Origin of the sequence: Paracoccus niistensis (assembly GCF_042432925.1) — a bacterium.
Taxonomy (GTDB): domain Bacteria; phylum Pseudomonadota; class Alphaproteobacteria; order Rhodobacterales; family Rhodobacteraceae; genus Paracoccus; species Paracoccus niistensis.
In genome coordinates this window covers 107,020-126,828 of record NZ_JBHLWE010000019.1, presented here as the reverse complement: position 1 = coordinate 126,828, position 19,809 = coordinate 107,020, and the positions used below count along the sequence as shown (strand labels likewise).

Genomic DNA, 19,809 nt, shown 5'->3' with positions numbered 1-19,809 from the left:
GCGACTCAGCTGTCTGCGCGAGCTTGCCGCTTGCGTTCGTGCGGGTCCAGATAGCGCTTGCGCAGGCGCACGATCTTGGGCGTCACCTCGACCAGCTCGTCGTCGTCGATATAGGCGATGGCCTCTTCCAGGCTCATCCGCACGGGGGGCGTCAGCCGCACCGCCTCGTCCGTGCCCGAGGCGCGCACGTTGGTCAGCTTCTTGCCCTTGAGCGGGTTCACTTCCAAGTCGTTGTCGCGCGAGTGCTCGCCGATGATCATGCCTTGGTAGACCTGTTCCTGCGCGCCGATGAACAGCTTGCCGCGCTCTTCCAGGTTCCACAGCGCGTAGGCGACGGACACGCCGTCCTCCATCGAGATCAGCACGCCCTGGCGGCGGCCTTGGATCGGGCCCTTGTAGGGCGCCCAGTCGTGGAAGATGCGGTTCAGCACGCCGTTGCCCCGCGTGTCGGTCATGAACTCGCCCTGATAGCCGATCAGGCCGCGAGAGGGCACATGGGCGACGATCCGGGTCTTGCCGTGGCCGGCAGGGCGCATCTCGACCAGGTCGCCCTTGCGGTCGCCGGTCAGCTTCTCGATCACAACGCCGGTGTAGTCGTCGTCCACGTCGATGATGACTTCCTCGATGGGTTCCAGCCGCTGGCCGTCCTCCTCGCGGAAGATCACGCGGGGGCGGCTGATCGACAGCTCGAAGCCCTCGCGGCGCATGTTCTCGATCAGGACGCCCATCTGCAACTCGCCCCGGCCCGAGACGACGAAGGCCTCGCCGCCGGGTGTGTCCTCGACGCGGATGGCGACGTTGGTTTCCGCTTCGCGCATCAGCCGCTCGCGGATGACGCGGGACTGGACCTTGTTGCCGTCCCGGCCCGCCAGCGGCGAGTCGTTGATGCCAAAGGTCACGCTGATCGTCGGCGGGTCGATGGGCTTGGCCTGCAAGGGCGCATCAACCTCGGGTGCGGCCAGCGTATCGGCGACGGTCGCCTTGGCCATGCCGGCAAGGGTCACGATGTCGCCGGCGACGGCCTCGTCGATGGCGGTCTGGGTCAGGCCGCGGAAGGCCAGGATCTTCGAGACACGGAACTGCTCGATCCGGTCGCCCTCGCGCGACAAGGCCTTCAGCGTGTCGCCCGCGCGCGCGGTGCCCGCCTCGACCCGGCCCGTCAGCAGGCGGCCCAGGAAGGGGTCGGCGCCAAGGGTCACGGCCAGCATCTGGAAGGGCTCGTCCTTGCGGGCAATCTGCGCAGGGGCCGGGACGTGGCGCAGGATCAGGTCGAAGAGGGCGCTCATGTCCGTCTTCGGGCCCTCCATCGTCTCGTCCGCCCAGCCGTTCACGCCCGAGGCATAGACATGGGGGAAGTCCAGCTGCTCGTCCGAGGCGCCGAGGTTGGCGAAAAGGTCGAAGACCTCGTTCAGCGTCTGGTCGGGCTCGGCAGCGGGCTTGTCCACCTTGTTCAGCACGACGATGGGACGCAGCCCCAGCGCCAGAGCCTTCGAGGTCACGAATTTCGTCTGCGGCATCGGCCCTTCGGCCGCGTCCACCAGCAGGCAGACGCCGTCCACCATGGACAGGATGCGTTCGACCTCGCCGCCGAAATCGGCGTGGCCGGGCGTGTCCACGATGTTGATGCGCGTGCCCTTCCATTCGACCGAGGTCGCCTTGGCGAGAATGGTGATGCCGCGCTCCCGCTCGATGTCGTTCGAATCCATGACCCGCTCGGCGACGGCCTGGTTCTCGCGGAAGCTGCCGGACTGGCGGAGAAGCTGGTCCACCAGCGTCGTCTTGCCGTGATCGACGTGGGCGATGATGGCGATGTTGCGGATGTCCATGTCGGAAGGCCTGTGTTCGATTTCGGCGCGGACTAACCCAGCCAGCCCCCAAGCGCCACCCGCAAAACCGGGAAAAAATGGCAACGGGCCGCACAAGGGCGGCCCGTCCGGTCATGCGGCGGTCCCTCAGCGGGGCCGCAGGGGCCTGTGGGTGAGCCCGCCCCAGATGCGGCCCTCGTCGCGGGCGCGGCCGCCCTTCTGCGCGCCGATGAAGGCCGCGGCCGCCGCGATCAGGGCCGAGGCCGCCAGCGCAAAGGCCGACAGGACGCCAGCACGGCGCGCGGTTTCGGCCGCCTCGATGGCCTGCTGCTTCAGTTGCTCGGCTTGGGCGGCCGCCTCGTCGCGCAGGCGCTGCGCCTCGGCGCGTGCCTCCTCCACCGCACGCTCGGCGTCCGAGCGCAGCTGCTGGACCGATGTCACGGCCTGGTCGATTCGTGCGGTGACCTCGGGCTGGCTCAGGTTGGTGCGCGCGGCGATGGCGGTTTCCAGATAGGCGCGGTCCTGGTCGGTGATCTCGCCCGTGCGGATGACATTGGCCAGGATGTTGCCGATCTCGCTCCGGATGTTCTCGTTCGAGAACTGGTCGGGCGCGGCAGCCTGGCTGCGCAGCAGGTTGTGGGTGACATAGTCGACGGGATTCGGCAGGCCGGCCAGCAGGTCCCCGCCGCCCTCGCTTCCGGCGGCGCCCGCCGCGCCCGCCCCGGCGGCCGCACCGCCAAGCGCCTGCGCGGCGCCACCGACCAGCTGGCCCGCACCCTGAACCACGCCGCCCGCGACGGCGCCCGCACCTTGTGCAACGCCGCCCACGGCAGAGCCCGCGGCCTCGACTGCGGTGGAGGCGGCCGAGCCCGCGGCGTTCAGCGTGCCGGACACGACGCTCGCCAGCATGATCGAGCCGATGATCGTGCCAACGCCCCAGACGGCAAGGCCATGGATGCCGTCGCGCGCGGCCGATTCCTCGGGCGAGGCGCCGTCCACGCGCCGCCGCATCCGCCCGGCGATGTAGCCGCCCGCCATGTAGGCCAGCACCATCGTCACGACGATGAACAGCCCGGCCAGGATGACAGAGCCGAAGCCCAGCCCTTCACCGGGCTGCGCCGAGATCGAGCCAAGCCCGACCGCCGCCCCGAAGGCCGTGAAGACGGCCGACAGCGCCACGGCGATCACCGTGCCCGCCAGGATCGCGCCCCAATCGACATAGGATCTGTCAGAGGCGGCGGCGGGCGCGGCCGCCGAGCGGATCCTCTGCTCGTCCCGGTCCATCACCGCAGGCCCAGAAGCGACAGGATGAACAGGACGACGACGACCAGGCCGACAAGATAGATGATCGAGTTCATGACGGCTTTCCTTTTCTCAAGAGAGGCTTGCTTCGTCATGCCAACCGCGCGAGGCGGCGCAGGGTTCCGGCAGCAAGGATCGGAAAGGCGGTTCAAGGCCTTGGAAGCGGACCGGCACCGCGGCGCATGTCGCCAGCGGTCGCGATTTCGAACTGTCATTCACGGGGGGAAGCTGGCGCACCCGACAGGATTCGAACCTGTGACCTCTGCCTTCGGAGGGCAGCACTCTATCCAGCTGAGCTACGGGTGCAGTGGGGTCCGTTTAGTGCAAGGCTGTTCCCCTCGCAAGCCCCGATGAAGGGCGGGGGGCGCTTGCAATTGCCGCCGTTTGCCCCTATCTGGCGCGCACTTCACAGGCGAGGGCGGGCCTTGGACGGGAGAAATCCGTCCGGGTCCACCGGTTGGGGGCGCTGCCCCTGAGATCCCTTGCCCCAGGCGCAAACCGGAAAGGAATGGACATGGCGCTTCCTGAATACTCCATGCGTCAGCTCTTGGAAGCTGGCGTTCACTACGGTCACCAGACCCAGCGCTGGAACCCGCGGATGGCCGAATACATCTACGGCGACCGCAACGGCATCCACATCCTGGACCTGACGCAGACCGTCCCGCTGCTGGACCGCGCGCTGCAGGTGATCCGTGACACTGTCGCCAAGGGCGGCCGTGTGCTGTTCGTCGGCACCAAGCGCCAGGCGCAGCGCGCCGTGGCCGACGCGGCCGAGAAATCGGCGCAGTTCTACATGAACCACCGCTGGCTCGGCGGCACGCTGACCAACTGGAAGACCGTTTCGCAGTCGATCCAGCGTCTCAAGGCGATCGACGAGGCGATGGCGGCCGGCGCCGAGGGCCTGACCAAGAAAGAGCGTCTCGGGATGGAGCGCGAGCAGGCCAAGCTGCAGGCCAGCCTCGGCGGCATCCGCGACATGGGCGGCCTGCCGGACCTGCTGTTCGTCATCGACGTGAACAAGGAAGACCTGGCCGTCCAGGAAGCCAACAAGCTGGGCATCCCGGTCGTCGCCATCGTGGACACCAACTGCTCGCCCAAGGGCATCGACCACGTGATCCCGGGCAACGACGACGCGGCCCGCGCCATTGCGCTGTATTGCGACCTGGTCGCCCGCGCCGCGCTGGACGGCATGACCGCGCAGATGGGCGCCGCCGGCGTTGACCTGGGCGCGCTGACCGACGCCCCGGTCGAGGAACTCGACGGCATCGACGCGGCCGAACCCGCGGCCGAGCAGACCGCCGCCGACGCCTGATCGACCTTCTATCACCAGACCTTCATCAGGCGGGGATATGCCCCGCCTGACCTGTTCCAAGACAAGGGAGACAACCACATGGCTATCTCGGCCGCGATGGTGAAAGAGCTGCGCGAATCGACCGGCGCGGGCATGATGGACGCCAAGAAGGCGCTTGAGGAAACCTCGGGCGACATGGAAGCCGCCGTTGACTGGCTGCGCACCAAGGGCCTGGCGAAGGCCGCCAAGAAATCCGGCCGCATCGCCGCCGAGGGCCTGGTCGCCGTCGCCGTCGAGGGTGGCAAGGGCGTGGCCGTCGAGGTGAACTCGGAAACCGACTTCGTCGCCAAGAACGAAGCCTTCCAGGGCATGGTCCGCGACATCGCGCAGGTCGGCCTGACGGCTGACTCGACCGAAGCGCTGGCCGCGGCCCAGCTGAACGGCAAGCCCGTCAGCGAGGTCCTGACCGACGCCATCGCCAAGATCGGCGAGAACATGACCCTGCGCCGCCTGGTCACGGTCGAGGGCGAGAACGTGGTGTCCTACGTCCACAACGCCGCCGCCCCGAACATGGGCAAGATCGGCGTCCTGGTCGCCCTGAAGGGTGACGCCGCCAAGGCGCAGGAGATCGGCAAGCAGATCGCCATGCACATCGCCGCGACCTCGCCCGCCTCGCTGTCCGAGGCTGACCTGGACCCGGCGCTGGTCGAGCGCGAGAAGACGGTCCTGACCGAGCAGGCGCGCGAGTCGGGCAAGCCCGAAGCCGTCATTGAGAAGATGATCGTGGGCCGCATGTCCAAGTTCTTCGAGGAAGTGACCCTGCTGGGCCAGAAGTTCGTCATCAACCCCGATGTCACCGTGGCTCAGGCCGCGAAGGACGCGGGCGTCGAGGTGACCGCTTACGCCCGCGTCGCCGTGGGCGAGGGCATCGAGAAGAAAGAGGAAGACTTCGCCGCCGAGGTTGCCAAGACCCTCAAGGGCGCCTGAGTTTCCCTCGACATGACAGAAAGGCCGGTCCCTCAGGGCCGGCCTTTTTCATTGGCGGGTTGCCCCGCACGACCCTGCGACCAAAGGCTGAGGCTTTTTCACGGCGATTGACAACGGGCGGACCCGCCCCGACCCTGCAGCCTCATGCCATAGGAGGAGCAACGCATGACCTGGTCGAAACCCAAGGCGCGCGAAGTGAAGTGCGGGATGGAAATCAACATGTACGGTCCGGCCGAGGATGATCGCGACGCCCGCGACGTTCTCTGACGCGCCTTCGGAATGAAGCTCACGATACTTGGGGCAGCCGCCGGTGGGGGGCTGCCCCAATGGAATTGCGGCTGTGCGAATTGCAATGACGCGCGCGCGGGCCGCGTCGCGCCGATGACGCAGTCCTCGGTCGCCGTCAGTTCGGGCGGGCAGGCGGTCATCCTGAACGCCTCGCCCGACATCCGCGCGCAGCTTGATGCCTGCGACCTGCATCCGCCCGCCTTGCGCGGCAGTCCGGTGAAATCCGTGGTGCTGACGAACGGCGACGTCGATCATGTCGCGGGGCTGCTGAGCCTGCGCGAAAGCACGCCCTTCACGATCCATGCGACGCCCACGACGCTGGGGATCCTGGACCAGCCCATCTTCCGCGTGCTGAATCCCGATCACGTCCGCAGGTCCCCGATCGCTCTGGACGAGCCCTTCGAGCCTCTGCCGGGCCTGCGCGTCACCGCCTTCGCCGTTCCCGGAAAGGTGGCGCTGTACCTTGAGGAAGGCGAGCCCGACACCGCCCTGATGGGCGAGCAGACGGTGGGCCTGATGCTCGAAGCTCTGGGCCGCCGCGTCTTTTATGTCCCCGGCTGCGCCCGGGTGTCGGATGACTTGCTGGCGCGGCTCAAGGGCGCCGACCTGCTGATGTTCGACGGCACGGTCTGGGCCGACGATGACATGGCCCGCAGCGGGACGGGCGCCAAGACCGGGGCGCGCATGGGGCATCTGGCGATGTCCGGTCCCGAGGGCAGCATCGCGCGGCTGGCGGGCCTGACCGGCACTCGCCGCATCTTCGTCCATATCAACAACACCAACCCCGTGCTGCAGCCCGGATCGCCCGAACGCGCCCAACTGGACGCGGCGGGCTGGGAACTCGCCCGCGACGGGATGGAGATCATCCTGTGAACGATGCCACGCCCGACCGCTCGGCCCTCGAGGCGCGCCTGCGCCGCATCGGTGCCGAGCGCTATCATGACAAGCACCCCTTCCATGCGCTGCTGCACGGCGGCGGCTGCACCATCGATCAGGTGCGCGCCTGGGTCATCAACCGCTATTACTACCAGTCCCGAATCCCCATGAAGGACGCGGCCTTCATGAGCCGCGTGGAAGACCCCGACCTGCGCCGCGCCTGGCGGTCCCGGATCGAGGATCACGACGGGACCGCGGACCAACCGGGCGGCATCTGGCGGTGGCTGCGGCTGGCGGAAGGAGTGGGGCTTGATCCCGATTACGTGGCCTCGACCCGCGGCGTGCTGCCGGCCACGCGCTTTGCCGTGGATGCCTATGTCCGCTATGTGCGCGAACAGCCCTTGCTGGCGGCCGTGGCCTCCTCGCTGACCGAGCTTTTCGCGCCCGCGATCCACGAACAGCGCATCGCCGGGCTGCTGGCGCATTACGATTTCGCCAATCCGCAGACGATAAGCTATTTCCAGCACCGCCTGTCCGAGGCGCCCAAGGACGTGGCCTTCGGGCTCGCCTGGGTGCTGGAGAACGCCCGCACCGACGAGCAGCAGGACATGGCCGCCGCCGCGCTGACCTTCAAGACGGACGTTCTGTGGGCTCAACTCGATGCGCTGCATTCGGCCTATGTGGCGCCGGGCCGCATCCCGCCGGGCGGCTGGCGACCCGGCGAGGGCCTGCTGGAGGGCAGGGGATGACACCCGCTGACCGCCCCTTCCTGCCCCGGGGGGTGCGGTTGCACCACGACCGCGTGCGGGGCGTGCCGGTGCTGCTGGGGCCGGAAACCGCGCTGATCCTCGATCAAGTGGGGCAGGCGGTGCTGGCCGAGGTTGACGGGACGCGCGACATCGCCACAATCAGCGCGGCCCTTGCGGAACGCTATGCCGCGCCGGTCGAGATGATCGAGGCCGACGTGATCGAGTTCCTCGACGACATGGCCGCGCGCCGGCTGGTGGAGGCGACATGACCGTGGTGCATCCCACCCCCATCCCGGTTCAGCCGGTCAGGCCCCGGCCCGAGCCTCCTCTGGCGATGCTGGCCGAACTGACCCACCGCTGCCCGCTGGCCTGCCCCTATTGCTCGAACCCGCTGGAATTGACGCGGCGCGAGGGCGAGCTGACGACCGGGCAATGGGCCGAGGTCTTTAGACAGGCCGCCGACCTCGGCGTGCTGCAACTGCATCTCTCGGGTGGAGAGCCCGCATCCCGTCCCGATCTCGTCCAGATCGTTGCGGCGGCGCGCGAAGCAGGACTTTACACGAACCTCATCACCTCGGGCATCGGGCTGACGGGCCGGCGGCTAGACGAACTCGACGCCGCGGGGCTCGACCACGTGCAACTGTCGGTCCAGGGGGTGAACGCCGGGATCGCGGATCATGTCGGCGGCTACAAGGGCGGCTTCGACCGCAAGATGCTGGTTGCCGCCGAAATCGCCCGGATCGGCTTTCCATTGACGATCAACGCGGTGATGCACCGCCACAACCTCGGCGATCTGGCCGCCACCATTGCGCTGGCGCACCAGCTTGGCGCCCGGCGGATCGAGATCGCCTGCGTCCAGTTCCAGGGCTGGGCGCTAAAGAACCGCGCCGCGCTGCAGCCCACGCGCGAGCAGGTCGAGGAGGCCAAGCGCACCGTCGCGCAGGCGCGGGCGGATTATGCGGGCAGGCTCGCCATCGACTTCGTGCCGCCGGATTACTTCGCGGACTTTCCCAAGGCCTGCATGAACGGCTGGGGCTCGACCGGCCTGAACATCGCCCCCGACGGCAAGGTGCTGCCCTGCCACGCGGCCGAGATCATCCCGGGGCTCCAGTTCCAGAACGTCGTAACGACTCCGCTGGCCGAGATCTGGAACGGTGGCCCGGCCTTCAACGCCTTCCGTGGCACCGACTGGATGCCCGAGCTGTGCCAGGCCTGCGACCGGCGCGACACCGACTATGGCGGCTGCCGCTGCCAGGCGATGGCGATCGCGGGGGACGCACGGGCGACCGATCCGGTCTGCCGCCGCTCGCCCCACCGCGCGGCGCTGGATGCGCTGATCGCGGCGGAAACCAGCGTGGCGCCGCCACCCTTCGAATACCGCCGGATGCCGCGCTAGCGCACCCGGCGAGTGGCGGCCAGCAGACGAGCATGGCCGAGGGTGAAGAGCCCGAAACCCGCGATCCATGACAGCCCCGCCACCATGACAAGGGTATCGTAAGCTACGAAATCCGCCGCCGCTCGCGCCACAGCGGCGTGCATGATGGCGACAAAGCTGAGGATCGCGAGCGGGTCTGCGTCGGTGTCCGCGCCCGTGTGGCTGCGGCTGGCGCGGGTCATCACGGCCAGCATCTCGCCGCCGATGGCGCCGATGGCGAAAACATGCAGGGCTGCGGCATGGCTCATCCCACCCAAGGCGGCAGCGGCAATGGCCACGAAGCCGAGGGCGACCATCAGGTAGCCCCCATGCAGCGCCAGCACCATCGGCTCGGTGACGCGCCAGCCCTGCCAGCGCGCCAGCCGCAGCAGGTTCAACGCCGCCGCGGCAAGCCCACCCAAGCCGACCGCCAGGCTGTCGGGCCGGACCACCCAAAGCCCCAGCACCGCCGAGGACAGCGCCACCGTCATTGTATCCAGTCGGTCCGTCGGGGCAGGCCGCGCCTTGCGCCGATTCTTCGCCAGCCAGTTGCGGGTGAAGCTGGGTGTGATCCGCCCGCCGACGATCAGGATCAGCGCAACGAAACCGGCAACGGCTGCGCGAGCGGCAAGCCTCGGGTCCCCTCCGCCAAGGACCGCCGCGTGAAAGCCGAGGTTGGCCAAGGCGATCAATGCCGTAAGCCCCACGACCTTGAGGTCGCGCCATTTCCGGCCTGCCACGATCTCGGTAAGGAACACCGCTGCCATGACCGGCAGGAACAGCGCCTCGACAGCGAGCGCCAGCCATGATGCACCCAGCGGAACGGCCAGCATCAGCCGCCCGGCCAGCCACAGCGCGGCCAGTGCCGCCAGAGGCGCCCCCGACACCGGCATCCGCCCCGTCCAGTTCGGCACCGCCGTCATCAGGAACCCCGCGAGCCCGGCCGAGGCGAAGCCGAACAGCATCTCGTGCATGTGCCAGTTCGCGGCGCCATAGGCTCCGCCCGGCTGCGGCCCGCCTGACAGCGCCCAGATCCACAGCGCCATCGCCGCGACGGCCCATAGCCCCGCGCCCAGGAAAAAGGGCCGGAAGCCATAGGACAACAGCACCGGCCCACCCTGCGCCAGCCCGCGAGGGATGCCGCCCGAAGGACGCCTGGGTCCGCTTGCCATCGCCGTCACCTGCCCCGCAAAGACGCGAAAGCGGCCCCGAAGGGCCGCTTCTGCATTCCACCGAAAGGGCTCAGCGCGTGACCTTGGCCAGTTGCGCGTCCAGCCGCTCGCGGGCGCGCTTGGGCAGCTTGCCCTCGGCCAGCGCGTCATAGTTCGAAGCATCGCCGCCAGCCTGGATCAGCGCAACCATCCCCATGGGGGTGTGGGGCGTGCAGCGGACGCCATAAAGGCCGGGCTCGCTGACGGTCAGGACATATTCCTCGTTCACCTTGGATTTGAACTCCTCGACCCCCTCGGGCAGCATGCCCTTGATCGAGGCGACGTCATGGCTCTTGTCCGTGGGCACGAAGGTGATGGTGTCGCCGACCTCGGCCTGCACGAAGGCGGGCTGGAAGACCATCGGACCGTCCTCGCCCTTGTTCAGCATCTCGACGCGGTGGTCGGCAGCCATGACCGGAGCGGCAAACAAGGCCAGCGCCAGCGCGACGGGAATGGAACGTTTCATTCGTCTTGTCTCCTTCATACGGGGAATCACCCGTTGCGAAGGACCATAGGCCTTTGGGGCCGGCCGTTGATTGCGCTGCCGCAAACTAGTCGTCGAAACCTGCAAGCTGCTTCAGCGCATCCAGATCGGCGATCACGACCTTGCGCCGCCCCCGCCCCAGCACCCCCTGCGTCTCCCAGGCGGCCATGATGCGGGACACGGTATGCAGGGTATTGCCGCTCATGTCGGCGATGTCCTGGCGGGTCAGGGGATAGGGCAGTTCGATCCCGCCGCCGGTGTCGATGGCGCTCTCGCCCGCCTCGGACCAGAGCCGCAGCAGCAGGTTCGCCACTCGGCGGGCGGCTTCCTCGGTGGTCATCTCGCGCAGGCGGACATGGGCCTCGTCCAGCTTGCGCCCGATCGCCTGCACGATCGACAGCGTGACCGAGGGAGCGGCCCCCAAGACGGCCTTCCAGCGGTTGCGCGGCCAGACCAGAGCCACGCTGTCCACGATGGCCTCGCAGCTGCCGGGATATTCATCGCGCTGCAGCGCCGGGGCGAAGCCGAAGAACTCGCCGGGGTGGACGATGCGGACGATCAGCTTCTGGCCGTCGGCCGTGACCTGCGTGACCTTCAGCCAGCCCTGCTTGAGCAGGAAGAAGCGGTCGGCCGGGTCGCCCTGCAGGAACAGCGGATCGCCGGGAGCCAGCCGGACGGTGCTGGTGCCCGACAGGATCGTGCGGACCTCCTCGGGGCTGAGGCCCTCGAACGCGCCGAGGTCGCTGGTCTGATCATTGGGCATGGAAGGGCCGCAGCCTCGCCGCTGGGAACTGACGCGCTTCTTCTAGCCCGCGCGAAAAGGAAAAGTAACCGTGGCTCAGGCGCGCATCCGCGACACGTCCCAGGGCGGGTCCCAGGTCAGGTTGACCCGCGCGGTCCGAACGCCGGGCACCGACAGCAGCGCGTGCTCGACGCCGGTGGACAGCAGCCCCGTCAGAGGACAGCCGCGCGTCGTGGTGGTCATCGTGACCTCGACCTCGGTTCCCCTGATCCGCATGTCGTAGATCAGGCCCATCGCAGGCAGGCTGAGGCCGGTTTCGGGGTCCATGACGGATTCCAGCGCCGCAGACACGGCGCGCCGCAGCGTTTCAGGCATCTGCGCCCCTCCGCACCAGCAGCCGATAGCCGCTGGCGTCGGCGGCGTGGTTGCCGACCCAGGCATGGCCGCGCGCCTTGAGTTGGGGCAGCAGGAACAGCGGCTCCCGGTCCAGAAGGGCGAAGACCACCTCGCCGGGCTGGGCCGCCTCGATCGCGGCGAGGATACGGGTCATCGGCTCGGGCGGCTCGAGCCCTGTCAGGTCCAGAAGCCGCGAGGGCGCAGGCCAGTCCGCCGCTTCGAGCGAACTGCCCGCCGACAGCGCGCCGGGGGGAGGGCTGAAATCGACCTGCCAGACGTCGCCGCCCAGCGGATGCTCGGCAAAGGAAAAGCCGCGCTGGCGCATGACGCCGATCAGCGGCACGGGCCGGAAGGGCGCGATCAGGCGCAGCGTCTGGTCGGGGCCGAGCGCGTCGGCGGCCTGCATGATGGCCGAGAAGGGCTCTTGCCCCGAGGCGAGCATCGCGCGCACGTCCAGGGTGACGATCGTGCTCATCTGGTCCTCCGGTCGGGTCATGGGGTGATCTGCAGGATGCAGGGCGGGATGGACAAGGGGTCGGGCGGCAGATGCGCCAGACGCCGCACGGCCAGCGTCTCCCGAGCGATCACGCCCGCGCCCGCCAGCAGCAGGATCGTGGCGCCCTGGGCAAGCAGGGAGACGCCGGGCGCAAGCGAGATGGCAAGGATAGCAGTTCCCATGGCCCAGAGGGAAAGCCCAAGCGCGATGCGGCGGGCGTCGGTCAGGGCAGCCGTGGGCGGGACAGGATCGCGGCCCATGCGAGGGCCGAAAACCTCCATCCAGGTCAGGAAGCCGATGATCTTCGGGATGAAGGCCAGCGTCAGTCCCGACAGCCAGCCCAGCAGCAGGATCACGCCGCCCGCCAGCGCCAGCGTTTGCGATCCGGCCAGCGCGGCGGCGACCAGCACCATCGCCGCAGGTCCGAGCGTGGCCGCAGCCCACAAGCCGCCGCGCAGCGACACGTCAGGCTTCTTCAGCTTGCGCTGCCTGTTCATGTGCGCGCCCGTTCCAAGATATAGCGCAGCCGCCGCGACGGCGGCGCCCAGCATGGGCCACGGCCCGACCGCAGGCAAGGCAAGGGCGGCCAACGTTGTGATGGCTGCAAGCGCCGCCAGCGCCGCAAGGCTTCGGCGCGAGGGCTGGGGGGCAAGGCCGAACATGGCAAGGAACTGGAGCGACACCGCCATCGCGCCAAGCGTGAACCACAGCCCCAGCCCGAGAAAGCCGTGCAGCAGCCGCAGCGCAGGGCCGGGCGCCAACGGAACGACTCCTGCGCGCGCCAAGGCGAAGGCCACGCCTAGCGCCACCGCCGCGGCCATGCCTGCCAGAGACAGCGCCAGCAGCCGGGCCAGCGGCACGCGGGCAAGCGCATGGGCCACGCAAGGCGCCAGCATCGCCAGCGCCATGGCCGCCGCGATTGCCAGCAGCACCGCAGCCAGTGTGAAGGCGCCGGGCTGGGCCTTCCAGAAGCCCAGTGCCAGCGACAGGGCGCCGCCGTTCCAGGAGCCCAGTGCCAAGGGGGACAGCCAGTCCAGCGCCAAGGGGACTGCGGTCAGCACCGGCACGAACTGCAGCGAGGCGCCGATCATCAGCGTCCCGATCCACCCCACGGCCAGCAGATGCAGGATGGCGCGGCTCTCGCCGGATTCCCAGGCGGCGAAGGGGGCGCCGTGGCCGGTGGCCATCAGGGCAAGCGCCAGGAACAGCATCCCGAGACCCGCCGCGAACCAGGCGGGCGTCCAGCGGGCCATGCGGATCTCGCCCGGCATGGCGGCCTCAGTGGAACAGGCTCTCGCGGCCCTGCGCGTCCAGCGCGCGGACCTGGATGCCGGGCAGGGTGCCGACGGCCTTGCGGATCACGGGTGCCGGGGCGAGGGCCAGGCCCGTGGACAGGGCATCGGCCAGCCCCGCCTGAGATGCGATCACGGCGACCCGCCGCCAGTCGGCCCGAGGGGCACCCGAAGCGGGATCGATCAGGTGGGGCAGGCGGCCTTCGGCGTCGAAGGTGAGGCCCGAGGGCTCGGTCACGGCCAACGCGCGGTCGGCAAGCTCGACCTCTCCGCCGCCCGACAGGCCGACCCGCCAGGGAGCTGCGGCGCTGCGGCCGCCTATGGCGCTGATCTCGCCCATGTTCACCAGCGTGTTCACCGCGCCTTCCGCCCGCAGCATCGCGGCGATGTGGTCGGAAATGCAGCCCTGCGCGATGCCGTTCAGCGTCAGTTCCATCCCGCGCGGCAGGACGACGCGGTCCTCGCCCATGGCGATGCGGCGGAAGCCGACGAGGCTGCGTGCGCGGGCCAGGGCCCCTGCATCCGCGCCCGTCGCATAAGCGCGCCACAGCGGCTGGATGGTCGGATCGAAGCGCCCGCCGGTCGCTTCATGTGCTGTTTGCGCCAGCCGCAGCGCCTCGACCAGTTCAGGCGAGGGGGCAGCCAGCGCGCCTGTCCGGTTCAGTTGCGACAGCTCGGACTCTGCGCGATAAAGCGTGAAGATGCCTTCCAGCCGCCGCAGCTCGGCTTCCACCCGTCGCAGGATGGCGGCGGCGCGGGCGGGATCGGGATGGTTCAGGATCAGCGTGGCCTCGGCCCCCATCGCCTGGCCGCGCCATGTGACAGGCTGCGACGCGGCAAGGGCAGGGCGTCCGGCCAGCGCCACGCCCATGGCAGCGGTGATGGTGATGAACCGGCGACGGTCAATGCGCGGCATGGGCCTGCTCCTCGGGATCGTCCATCGGCGCGTCGCCGTTCTCGTCCCCGCCGCCCAGGACCTGCTCGGGCGTCAGCTCGGCATAGGCCAGGACCGTGCCACCCTGCTCGGCGGCAAAGGCCTCCGCGGACTCGCGGGTGGAAAAGGGCACGATCTCGGACCCGCCCATGCCGCCCCGCGCCTCCGATCCCTCGACATAGAAGGCCTGCCGCGCCTCGACCCAGTTGTCGGCGCCCGGATCGGCCCAGCTTGCCGCGCGGCCCATGTCCGAGACATAGACGGCAGCGTAATCCTTGGGTTCGTCCGGCATCATGGTGAAGGCCAGCGTGTCGCGCGCCGAGGAAAACCAGAAGGGATCATGCCCTTCCGCCAGGATCACCTGTCCCTTGGGACCCTCGTGCTCGGTCAGGTTCATCCCACAGTAGCGGCCGACCGCGTCCGCCGTCAGCGTCACCGGTGGGGCCGAGGCCACGGTCTCCTCGCGGCAGCCAGCCAGCGACAGGACCAGAAGCGCGGCAAGGGCAAGGCGTTTCATCACAGGTTCCTTCGCGAAAAGACGGCCATCGCAAGGCCGAGCGGCAGGACGCACCACAGGACCAGCGCGCCGACCAGAACGCCGGGCGTCAGGCCCGAGTTGTCGAAGACCCCGCCCATGCCCGACAGCATCGCGGACGAGCCCTCGCCCAAAGTCAGCAGCCGGTAGGCGTCGGTCGGGTTCAGCACCAGCGCCAGGTCCATGGTCCAGCCAGGGATCGCATGACCCCCCTGCGCGACCAGGACCGCCAGCAGCGCCATGTCGTAGATCGCCACGAACAGCAGCCACAACCCGATGGAAATTCCGGCGGCAGTCGAGCTTTCCTGCACCGAGGCCGAGGCCAGCAGCCCCAGCGACAGGAACACCGCGCCCAGAAGGATCGAGGCCCCGGTCATGGCGCCGAATGCCTGCCAGCCCTCGGCCCCGTGCTGCCAGACCACGAAAGCGGCGGCGAAGCTGAAGCCGATCACGGTGGCAAAGGCCATGATGCCCAGTTGCCCCAGGAACTTGCCCGCGATCACCTGCCAGCGTGCCAGCGGGTGGCTGAGCAGCAGCAGCAGCGTGCCCCCTTCCGCCTCGCGCGTAATGGCGTTGTGCGAGATCAGAAGCGCGATCAACGGGACAAGGAAGATCGTCAGGCTTGCGAGCCCCACGACCACCACGTCCAGCGCCCCGGTCGAGGTCGACCCTGTGGGCGCCGATCCCAGCGCCGCGATGGCCGAGGCCAGCGCCGCCAGCAGCACGGTGGTGGACACGACCCAGCGGTTCCGCATCCCTTCGGCCAGTTCGCGGCGGGCGATGGTCAGGATGGGAGAGGTCGGCATGGCGGCACGGCGAATGGCGGGCATGGCAATGGATGTGGTTTCGGTGGTCATGCGGCCTCCCGGCGCAGGAAATGCGCGTAGATGTCGTCGAGGCTGGGATCTTCCAGCGTGATGTCGCGGGCGCCTGCGTCCAGCGCGGCCCGCAGGGCGGCGGGTTTCTGCGCCTCGGACAGTTCGACCTGCCAGTGATCGCCGAGGCGGGCGGCGCCCTGCGGCGCATGGTCGGCACGGAAGCGCAGGACCGAGGGCAGCCCGGCCAACCGGCGCAGTTCCTCCATCGTGCCATCGGCGATCAGGCGGCCGCGGTTCATGACGAGGACGCGGCCCGCCTGGCCTTCCAGTTCCGTCAGAGCATGCGAGGACAGAAGCACCGTCGCCCCCTCCCGCGCGAGGTCGGCGACGATCCCGTAAAGCTCGCGCCTGAGCGCGGGGTCGAGTCCCGAGGTCGGTTCGTCCAGCAGCAGCAGGCGGGGGCGGCCCAGGATCGCCTGTGCGAGGCCCAGCCGCTGCCGCATTCCCTTGGAATAGCCGCGCACCGGGCGGTCGGCAGCCTCGGCCAGCCCCACGCGGGCGAACAGCGCGTCATGGCCGCGCGCGGGCAGGCCCTTGAGGCGAGCATAGAAAGCCAGTGTCTCGCGGGCGGTGAAGCTGGGGTGGAACTGAACGCTTTCGGGCAGGTAGCCCAAGGCCTGCCGGGCATGGCGGCCCTGCGCAGGATCGGCGCTCAGCACCTGCAGCATGCCTCCATCTGGTCGGACAAGCCCCAGCATCAATTTGATCTGCGTGGTCTTTCCCGCGCCATTATGGCCGACCAGCGCCACCACCTCGCCCGGCGCCAGCCTGTAGCTGAGGTCGTGGACCACCTCGCGCCCGCCATAGGACTTGCGGACGCCGTCGAGGATCACCGTTGCATCGCTCATGGCAGCGGCCTTTCGGAATGGGGGAACATCAGGGGCGCGCTGTCGGTGACGCCGCCCGGCAGCACGGCGGGAAAGCGGCTTTGCGCGAAGCGGATCATCTGCACGGCGGGGCTGGTCAGCAGCATCCGCGCCTGCGGGGCGGTCCACATCACCTTGTCCACCATGTCGTTCGGCCGATAGACCGAATCCGCCAGCCCGTCTCCGTCCAGGTCGAAACCCGCGTTGTCGGACCAGTAGTTGCCCACGCCATCCTCGGACCATTCCAGGGTCCGGGTGCCCACGTATTTCACCTGCACGCGGTTCCCCACGAAGTCGTTGCGCGACACATTGTTGCCCTCGGCCCCGGCGGTGAAATGGATGCCGGTGCCGCAGCCCTGAAAGCGGTTGCCCGTGAAGGTGTTCTTGTTGGCGTTGTAGATGAAGACGCATTTCTGCGGCGCGACGTGGTCGCTGCCCGGCTCGGCGGCGGGAACGCCCTCCTCGCTGGACTGCCCCATGTCCCGCCAGCGGTCGGGCGAGGCGGGATGGCCGATCACCGTGTTGCCGGTCAGGACCGAGCGGTTGGCCGAGTTGAACAGGAAGCCGTAGTCGCGGTCGTTCTCGCTGCGGTTGCCGGTCACGCGCAGCCGGTCCGAGAACATGATCGCATAGCCCATGCTGTTGTCGCGCGAGTCGTTGTCGATCACCTCGCTGTCCGAGGTGTTCATGTAGTGGATGGCGAAGCGCGTGTTCCGCATCCGGTTGGCGCGGAAGACGTTCTTCTTCGATACCGTGACGAAGATGCCGTCGCGCCCTTGGGTGATGTCGTTTTCCTCGATCACCGCGCCGGGGGCGTTCCAGACGGTGACGCCGTTGCCCAGTTCCGCCTGCCGGCCCAGGCGGCCGATGATGGTGTTGCGCGCGACCAGCGAGTCCTTCGCGCCCTGCACACGAATGCCATGCAGGTTGTCGGTCAGGCGGTTGCCCTCGACCCGCGCGCGCGTGGCCTTCTTGGTCAGGAACACGCCGGAATCCATGCGGTTCAGGTCGGCGCCGGAACGGGTGATCTCCAACCCCGTGACGACGGTGTCGGGGGCGTTGACCTCGATGACATGGCCTGCGCCGCCGCCGTCCACCACCGCGCCGGGCTCGCCCCTCAGGACAAGCGGCTTGTCGATGACGAGGGGGCCGGTCCACCGGCCCTCTCGCAGGATGATCTCGTCGCCCGCCGCCGCCCCGGCCAGCGCGTCCGCCAGTTCGGCGTCCGAGCCGGGCCGCCAGGTGGCGGCTGCCAGCGGGGCGGCCCAGAGGGTCGCGGCCGTCAGCATCAGGGCAAGGCGGGACAAGGGGGTCATGCCGAGGCGGGCTCCACCAGCATGCGGCCCTTCATCTCCATGTGCATCGCATGGCAGAACCACGAGCAGTAGTACCAGTAGACGCCGGGCCGGTCGGCCTTGAACGTCACCGAGGCCGTGGCCTGCGGACCGACCTCGAAGTTGATCCCGTAGTTGATGATCGAGAAGCCGTGGGTCAGGTCCTCGATCTCGTCGATGTTGGTGATGTAGACCGTCACCTCGTCGCCCTGCTTGACCGTGAAGCTGTCCAGCCCGAAGGCCGGCGCCGACGAGGTCATGTAGACGCGGACCTTGCTGGGGTCGGCCGCATCGCGGATCACCTCGCTGTCCATGGTCAGGTCGATGCCGTCGGCCTCGGCCTGCTTCACCGCATCCGCGAAGAAGGGGTCGTTGCGGTCCCAGACATGGACGGGGTTGATCTTCGACGCATGGACGATGGTCGCGTCATGGGGCTCGGCGAAGGTCGGGTTGTCGTGGACGATCCGCATCTCGTCGCCCGAGATGTCGACCAGTTGGTCGCATTCGGGCTTGAGCGGACCCACGTTCAGGAACCGGTCCTTCGAGAACTTGTTGAGCGAGATGAGCCACTTGCCGTCGGCTTCCTTGGTCTGTCCCATCGAGGTGTGGTTGTGGCCGGGCTGGTAGTGGACATCCAGCTTCTGCCGGATCGGGTCCACCTGCTCGCCGTTATAGGCGCGGATAGCGTCCTCGATGTTCCACTTGCAGACCTGGCTGTCGATGAACAGCGTGGTATAGGCGTTGCCGCGCCCGTCATAGGCCGTGTGCAACGGGCCGAGGCCCAGTTCCGGTTCCGCCACGACGCAGTCGCGCCCACCGATCTTGCCCGCGAACAGGTCGTCGAAGCGGCGCACGTCGAAGACGGTGACGGTCGGCGACAGCTTGCCGTTGGCGACGATGTGGATGCCGTCGGGGGCGGTGTTGATGCCGTGGGGGCCGTTCGCCACGGGGATGTAGCGGGTCAGCTTGTTGTTCTCGCCCCTGCCGTCCAGCACGCGCACGCCATTCAGCATCTGGCCCTCGCCCGCCGCCACCGCGGCCTCGATGGCCTTGAGGTCGAAGACAGTCAGCCAGTCCTGCTCCTTTTCGGTCATCTCGGGCAGGCTCACGCCCTTTTCCGAGTTGTAGCAGGTCGCAAAGGCGTACTTGCCCTGGTAATCGGCGTCCACGTTGTCGAGGTTGCCGTCCACGATGATCTGCCAGGCGACCTCCATGGTGTCGCTGTCGATGGCCGAGAAGATCGAGTGATACTGCGACGGATCGTCCAGCACCGAGCCGTCGTTGGGCAGGGGCACCCCGTCCTCGCCATTGGCGAAGACATAGCCGGTGCGCGGGTATTTCTGCACGCGCAGCCCGTGGACCGTGTGCTGGTTCGGCAGCTGGATGATCTTGTCGGTCTTCATCACGTCCAGCCGGATCCGCGCCACGCGGGTGTTGGCCTTGTCGTTGATGAAGACATAGCGCCCGTCATAGGTCCCGTCGGTGAAGGACGGGTGCGGGTGGTGGGCGTCGCCGTTCAGGTAGATGCCGCCCTTGTCGGCCATGAACTCGCGGCTTTCGGGGGTCATGCCGTCGAGCAGGATCTTGCGCGACTCGTTGGTCTGGCCCCAGCCGGTGGCGCTTTCGCGGTTGAAGACGGGGATGCGCATCAGCTCGCGCATCGAGGGCGCACCGACGACGCGGACCTCGCCCGAATGGCCGCCCGAGACGAAGACGTAGTATTCGTCAAGCTCGCCCGGGCCCACATGGGGGTTCTGCCCGCCGGCCTCGCCCTGCGCGGCGGCCTGGGTGGCGATGCCGCCCGCGACAAGCCCCGCACCTGCGCCCAGCAGGGCACGGGGGGCGACGGTGCCCGCCCCTGCGGCCAGCGCCACGGTGCTGCCCAGCAGCTGGCGGCGGTTCAGCCCCGTTCTGGTTTCTTCGGTCATC

General features: G+C 68.7%; 21 protein-coding genes and 1 tRNA gene. 7 read left to right on the top strand and 15 right to left on the bottom strand.

Annotated elements, in window-relative coordinates; all coding sequences use genetic code 11:
* Nucleotides 1–5: 5 nt before the first annotated feature.
* From typA to ACFFII_RS07770, 3 genes are all read right to left on the bottom strand, one after another.
* On the bottom strand, nucleotides 6–1,826 hold the full coding sequence (gene typA, locus ACFFII_RS07780) for a translational GTPase TypA (protein ID WP_377698320.1): 1,821 nt from the start codon (nucleotides 1,824–1,826) through the stop codon (nucleotides 6–8).
* Nucleotides 1,827–1,952: 126 nt separating this feature from the next.
* Nucleotides 1,953–3,089, bottom strand: coding sequence for a hypothetical protein (locus ACFFII_RS07775; protein WP_377698319.1), 1,137 nt, complete (start codon nucleotides 3,087–3,089; stop codon nucleotides 1,953–1,955).
* A 247-nt stretch (nucleotides 3,090–3,336) separates the two neighbouring features.
* Nucleotides 3,337–3,413: transfer RNA gene (locus tag ACFFII_RS07770), tRNA-Arg, on the bottom strand.
* A gap of 208 nt (nucleotides 3,414–3,621) precedes the next feature.
* Here ACFFII_RS07770 and rpsB point away from each other — a divergent pair.
* From rpsB to pqqE, 7 genes are all read left to right on the top strand, one after another.
* Entirely contained in the window at nucleotides 3,622–4,419 is a 798-nt protein-coding gene (rpsB, locus tag ACFFII_RS07765; protein ID WP_377698318.1) for a 30S ribosomal protein S2, read from the top strand.
* A 78-nt stretch (nucleotides 4,420–4,497) separates the two neighbouring features.
* A complete protein-coding gene (gene tsf / locus ACFFII_RS07760; protein ID WP_377698317.1) occupies nucleotides 4,498–5,385 on the top strand; it encodes a translation elongation factor Ts in 888 nt (295 codons plus the stop codon).
* A 165-nt stretch (nucleotides 5,386–5,550) separates the two neighbouring features.
* Nucleotides 5,551–5,652, top strand: coding sequence for a pyrroloquinoline quinone precursor peptide PqqA (gene pqqA, locus ACFFII_RS07755; protein WP_090753227.1), 102 nt, complete (start codon nucleotides 5,551–5,553; stop codon nucleotides 5,650–5,652).
* A 12-nt stretch (nucleotides 5,653–5,664) separates the two neighbouring features.
* Nucleotides 5,665–6,546 carry a pyrroloquinoline quinone biosynthesis protein PqqB gene (gene pqqB / locus ACFFII_RS07750; protein ID WP_377698316.1) on the top strand — a complete coding sequence of 294 codons (882 nt, stop codon included), beginning with the start codon at nucleotides 5,665–5,667 and terminating at the stop codon, nucleotides 6,544–6,546.
* A complete protein-coding gene (pqqC, locus tag ACFFII_RS07745; protein ID WP_377698315.1) occupies nucleotides 6,543–7,298 on the top strand; it encodes a pyrroloquinoline-quinone synthase PqqC in 756 nt (251 codons plus the stop codon). The genes pqqB and pqqC overlap by 4 nt, the downstream gene beginning before the upstream one ends.
* Entirely contained in the window at nucleotides 7,295–7,567 is a 273-nt protein-coding gene (gene pqqD, locus ACFFII_RS07740) for a pyrroloquinoline quinone biosynthesis peptide chaperone PqqD (protein ID WP_377698314.1), read from the top strand. The genes pqqC and pqqD overlap by 4 nt, the downstream gene beginning before the upstream one ends.
* Complete coding sequence (gene pqqE / locus ACFFII_RS07735; protein ID WP_377698313.1) at nucleotides 7,564–8,694, top strand: pyrroloquinoline quinone biosynthesis protein PqqE; 1,131 nt, start codon at nucleotides 7,564–7,566, stop codon at nucleotides 8,692–8,694. Before pqqD ends, pqqE begins: the two co-directional genes overlap by 4 nt.
* On the opposite strand, the gene ACFFII_RS07730 is transcribed toward pqqE, so the two are convergent.
* The 12 genes from ACFFII_RS07730 to nosZ all read right to left on the bottom strand — a co-directional run bounded on the left by ACFFII_RS07730 (nucleotide 8,691) and on the right by nosZ (nucleotide 19,808).
* Nucleotides 8,691–9,884, bottom strand: a complete 1,194-nt coding sequence (locus tag ACFFII_RS07730; protein ID WP_377698312.1) for an NnrS family protein — start codon at nucleotides 9,882–9,884, stop codon at nucleotides 8,691–8,693. The two genes, pqqE and ACFFII_RS07730, sit on opposite strands and share 4 nt — an antisense overlap.
* 70 nt (nucleotides 9,885–9,954) lie before the next feature.
* A complete protein-coding gene (locus ACFFII_RS07725; RefSeq protein ID WP_377698311.1) occupies nucleotides 9,955–10,389 on the bottom strand; it encodes a pseudoazurin in 435 nt (144 codons plus the stop codon).
* Nucleotides 10,390–10,474: 85 nt separating this feature from the next.
* Nucleotides 10,475–11,170 (bottom strand): Crp/Fnr family transcriptional regulator, encoded by a 696-nt coding sequence (locus ACFFII_RS07720; protein ID WP_377698310.1) that lies wholly within the window; start codon nucleotides 11,168–11,170, stop codon nucleotides 10,475–10,477.
* Between the two features lie 75 nt (nucleotides 11,171–11,245).
* Nucleotides 11,246–11,524, bottom strand: coding sequence for a metal-sulfur cluster assembly factor (locus ACFFII_RS07715; RefSeq protein ID WP_377698309.1), 279 nt, complete (start codon nucleotides 11,522–11,524; stop codon nucleotides 11,246–11,248).
* Nucleotides 11,517–12,041, bottom strand: a complete 525-nt coding sequence (locus ACFFII_RS07710; RefSeq protein ID WP_377698308.1) for a DUF2249 domain-containing protein — start codon at nucleotides 12,039–12,041, stop codon at nucleotides 11,517–11,519. The genes ACFFII_RS07715 and ACFFII_RS07710 overlap by 8 nt, the downstream gene beginning before the upstream one ends.
* Nucleotides 12,038–13,312 (bottom strand): hypothetical protein, encoded by a 1,275-nt coding sequence (locus ACFFII_RS07705; RefSeq protein WP_377698307.1) that lies wholly within the window; start codon nucleotides 13,310–13,312, stop codon nucleotides 12,038–12,040. The genes ACFFII_RS07710 and ACFFII_RS07705 overlap by 4 nt, the downstream gene beginning before the upstream one ends.
* A gap of 7 nt (nucleotides 13,313–13,319) precedes the next feature.
* Nucleotides 13,320–14,249 (bottom strand): FAD:protein FMN transferase, encoded by a 930-nt coding sequence (locus tag ACFFII_RS07700; protein WP_377698306.1) that lies wholly within the window; start codon nucleotides 14,247–14,249, stop codon nucleotides 13,320–13,322.
* Nucleotides 14,236–14,784, bottom strand: a complete 549-nt coding sequence (locus ACFFII_RS07695; RefSeq protein ID WP_377698305.1) for a nitrous oxide reductase accessory protein NosL — start codon at nucleotides 14,782–14,784, stop codon at nucleotides 14,236–14,238. The genes ACFFII_RS07700 and ACFFII_RS07695 overlap by 14 nt, the downstream gene beginning before the upstream one ends.
* Nucleotides 14,784–15,659: an ABC transporter permease subunit gene (locus tag ACFFII_RS07690; protein WP_377698304.1), complete on the bottom strand. Its 876-nt coding sequence runs from the start codon at nucleotides 15,657–15,659 to the stop codon at nucleotides 14,784–14,786. The genes ACFFII_RS07695 and ACFFII_RS07690 overlap by 1 nt, the downstream gene beginning before the upstream one ends.
* On the bottom strand, nucleotides 15,656–16,528 hold the full coding sequence (locus ACFFII_RS07685; RefSeq protein WP_377698303.1) for an ABC transporter ATP-binding protein: 873 nt from the start codon (nucleotides 16,526–16,528) through the stop codon (nucleotides 15,656–15,658). Before ACFFII_RS07685 ends, ACFFII_RS07690 begins: the two co-directional genes overlap by 4 nt.
* Complete coding sequence (locus ACFFII_RS07680; protein WP_377698302.1) at nucleotides 16,525–17,862, bottom strand: nitrous oxide reductase family maturation protein NosD; 1,338 nt, start codon at nucleotides 17,860–17,862, stop codon at nucleotides 16,525–16,527. Before ACFFII_RS07680 ends, ACFFII_RS07685 begins: the two co-directional genes overlap by 4 nt.
* On the bottom strand, nucleotides 17,859–19,808 hold the full coding sequence (gene nosZ / locus ACFFII_RS07675) for a TAT-dependent nitrous-oxide reductase (protein WP_377698301.1): 1,950 nt from the start codon (nucleotides 19,806–19,808) through the stop codon (nucleotides 17,859–17,861). The genes ACFFII_RS07680 and nosZ overlap by 4 nt, the downstream gene beginning before the upstream one ends.
* Nucleotide 19,809 lies beyond the last annotated feature (1 nt).

Bases quoted from the DNA above. Each gene is read 5' to 3' on its own strand.
- tsf (WP_377698317.1), top strand. From the start codon at position 4,498: ATGGCTATCTCGGCCGCGATGGTGAAAGAGCTGCGCGAATCGACCGGC.
- ACFFII_RS07695 (WP_377698305.1), bottom strand. From the start codon at position 14,784: ATGAAACGCCTTGCCCTTGCCGCGCTTCTGGTCCTGTCGCTGGCTGGC.
- ACFFII_RS07730 (WP_377698312.1), bottom strand. From the start codon at position 9,884: ATGGCAAGCGGACCCAGGCGTCCTTCGGGCGGCATCCCTCGCGGGCTG.
- ACFFII_RS07715 (WP_377698309.1), bottom strand. From the start codon at position 11,524: ATGCCTGAAACGCTGCGGCGCGCCGTGTCTGCGGCGCTGGAATCCGTC.
- ACFFII_RS07680 (WP_377698302.1), bottom strand. From the start codon at position 17,862: ATGACCCCCTTGTCCCGCCTTGCCCTGATGCTGACGGCCGCGACCCTC.
- ACFFII_RS07705 (WP_377698307.1), bottom strand. From the start codon at position 13,312: ATGCCGGGCGAGATCCGCATGGCCCGCTGGACGCCCGCCTGGTTCGCG.
- ACFFII_RS07685 (WP_377698303.1), bottom strand. From the start codon at position 16,528: ATGAGCGATGCAACGGTGATCCTCGACGGCGTCCGCAAGTCCTATGGC.
- pqqB (WP_377698316.1), top strand. From the start codon at position 5,665: ATGAAGCTCACGATACTTGGGGCAGCCGCCGGTGGGGGGCTGCCCCAA.
- nosZ (WP_377698301.1), bottom strand. From the start codon at position 19,808: ATGACCGAAGAAACCAGAACGGGGCTGAACCGCCGCCAGCTGCTGGGC.
- ACFFII_RS07700 (WP_377698306.1), bottom strand. From the start codon at position 14,249: ATGCCGCGCATTGACCGTCGCCGGTTCATCACCATCACCGCTGCCATG.
- ACFFII_RS07775 (WP_377698319.1), bottom strand. From the start codon at position 3,089: ATGGACCGGGACGAGCAGAGGATCCGCTCGGCGGCCGCGCCCGCCGCC.
- ACFFII_RS07725 (WP_377698311.1), bottom strand. From the start codon at position 10,389: ATGAAACGTTCCATTCCCGTCGCGCTGGCGCTGGCCTTGTTTGCCGCT.
- ACFFII_RS07710 (WP_377698308.1), bottom strand. From the start codon at position 12,041: ATGACCCGACCGGAGGACCAGATGAGCACGATCGTCACCCTGGACGTG.
- ACFFII_RS07690 (WP_377698304.1), bottom strand. From the start codon at position 15,659: ATGACCACCGAAACCACATCCATTGCCATGCCCGCCATTCGCCGTGCC.
- rpsB (WP_377698318.1), top strand. From the start codon at position 3,622: ATGGCGCTTCCTGAATACTCCATGCGTCAGCTCTTGGAAGCTGGCGTT.
- typA (WP_377698320.1), bottom strand. From the start codon at position 1,826: ATGGACATCCGCAACATCGCCATCATCGCCCACGTCGATCACGGCAAG.
- ACFFII_RS07720 (WP_377698310.1), bottom strand. From the start codon at position 11,170: ATGCCCAATGATCAGACCAGCGACCTCGGCGCGTTCGAGGGCCTCAGC.
- pqqE (WP_377698313.1), top strand. From the start codon at position 7,564: ATGACCGTGGTGCATCCCACCCCCATCCCGGTTCAGCCGGTCAGGCCC.
- pqqA (WP_090753227.1), top strand. From the start codon at position 5,551: ATGACCTGGTCGAAACCCAAGGCGCGCGAAGTGAAGTGCGGGATGGAA.
- pqqD (WP_377698314.1), top strand. From the start codon at position 7,295: ATGACACCCGCTGACCGCCCCTTCCTGCCCCGGGGGGTGCGGTTGCAC.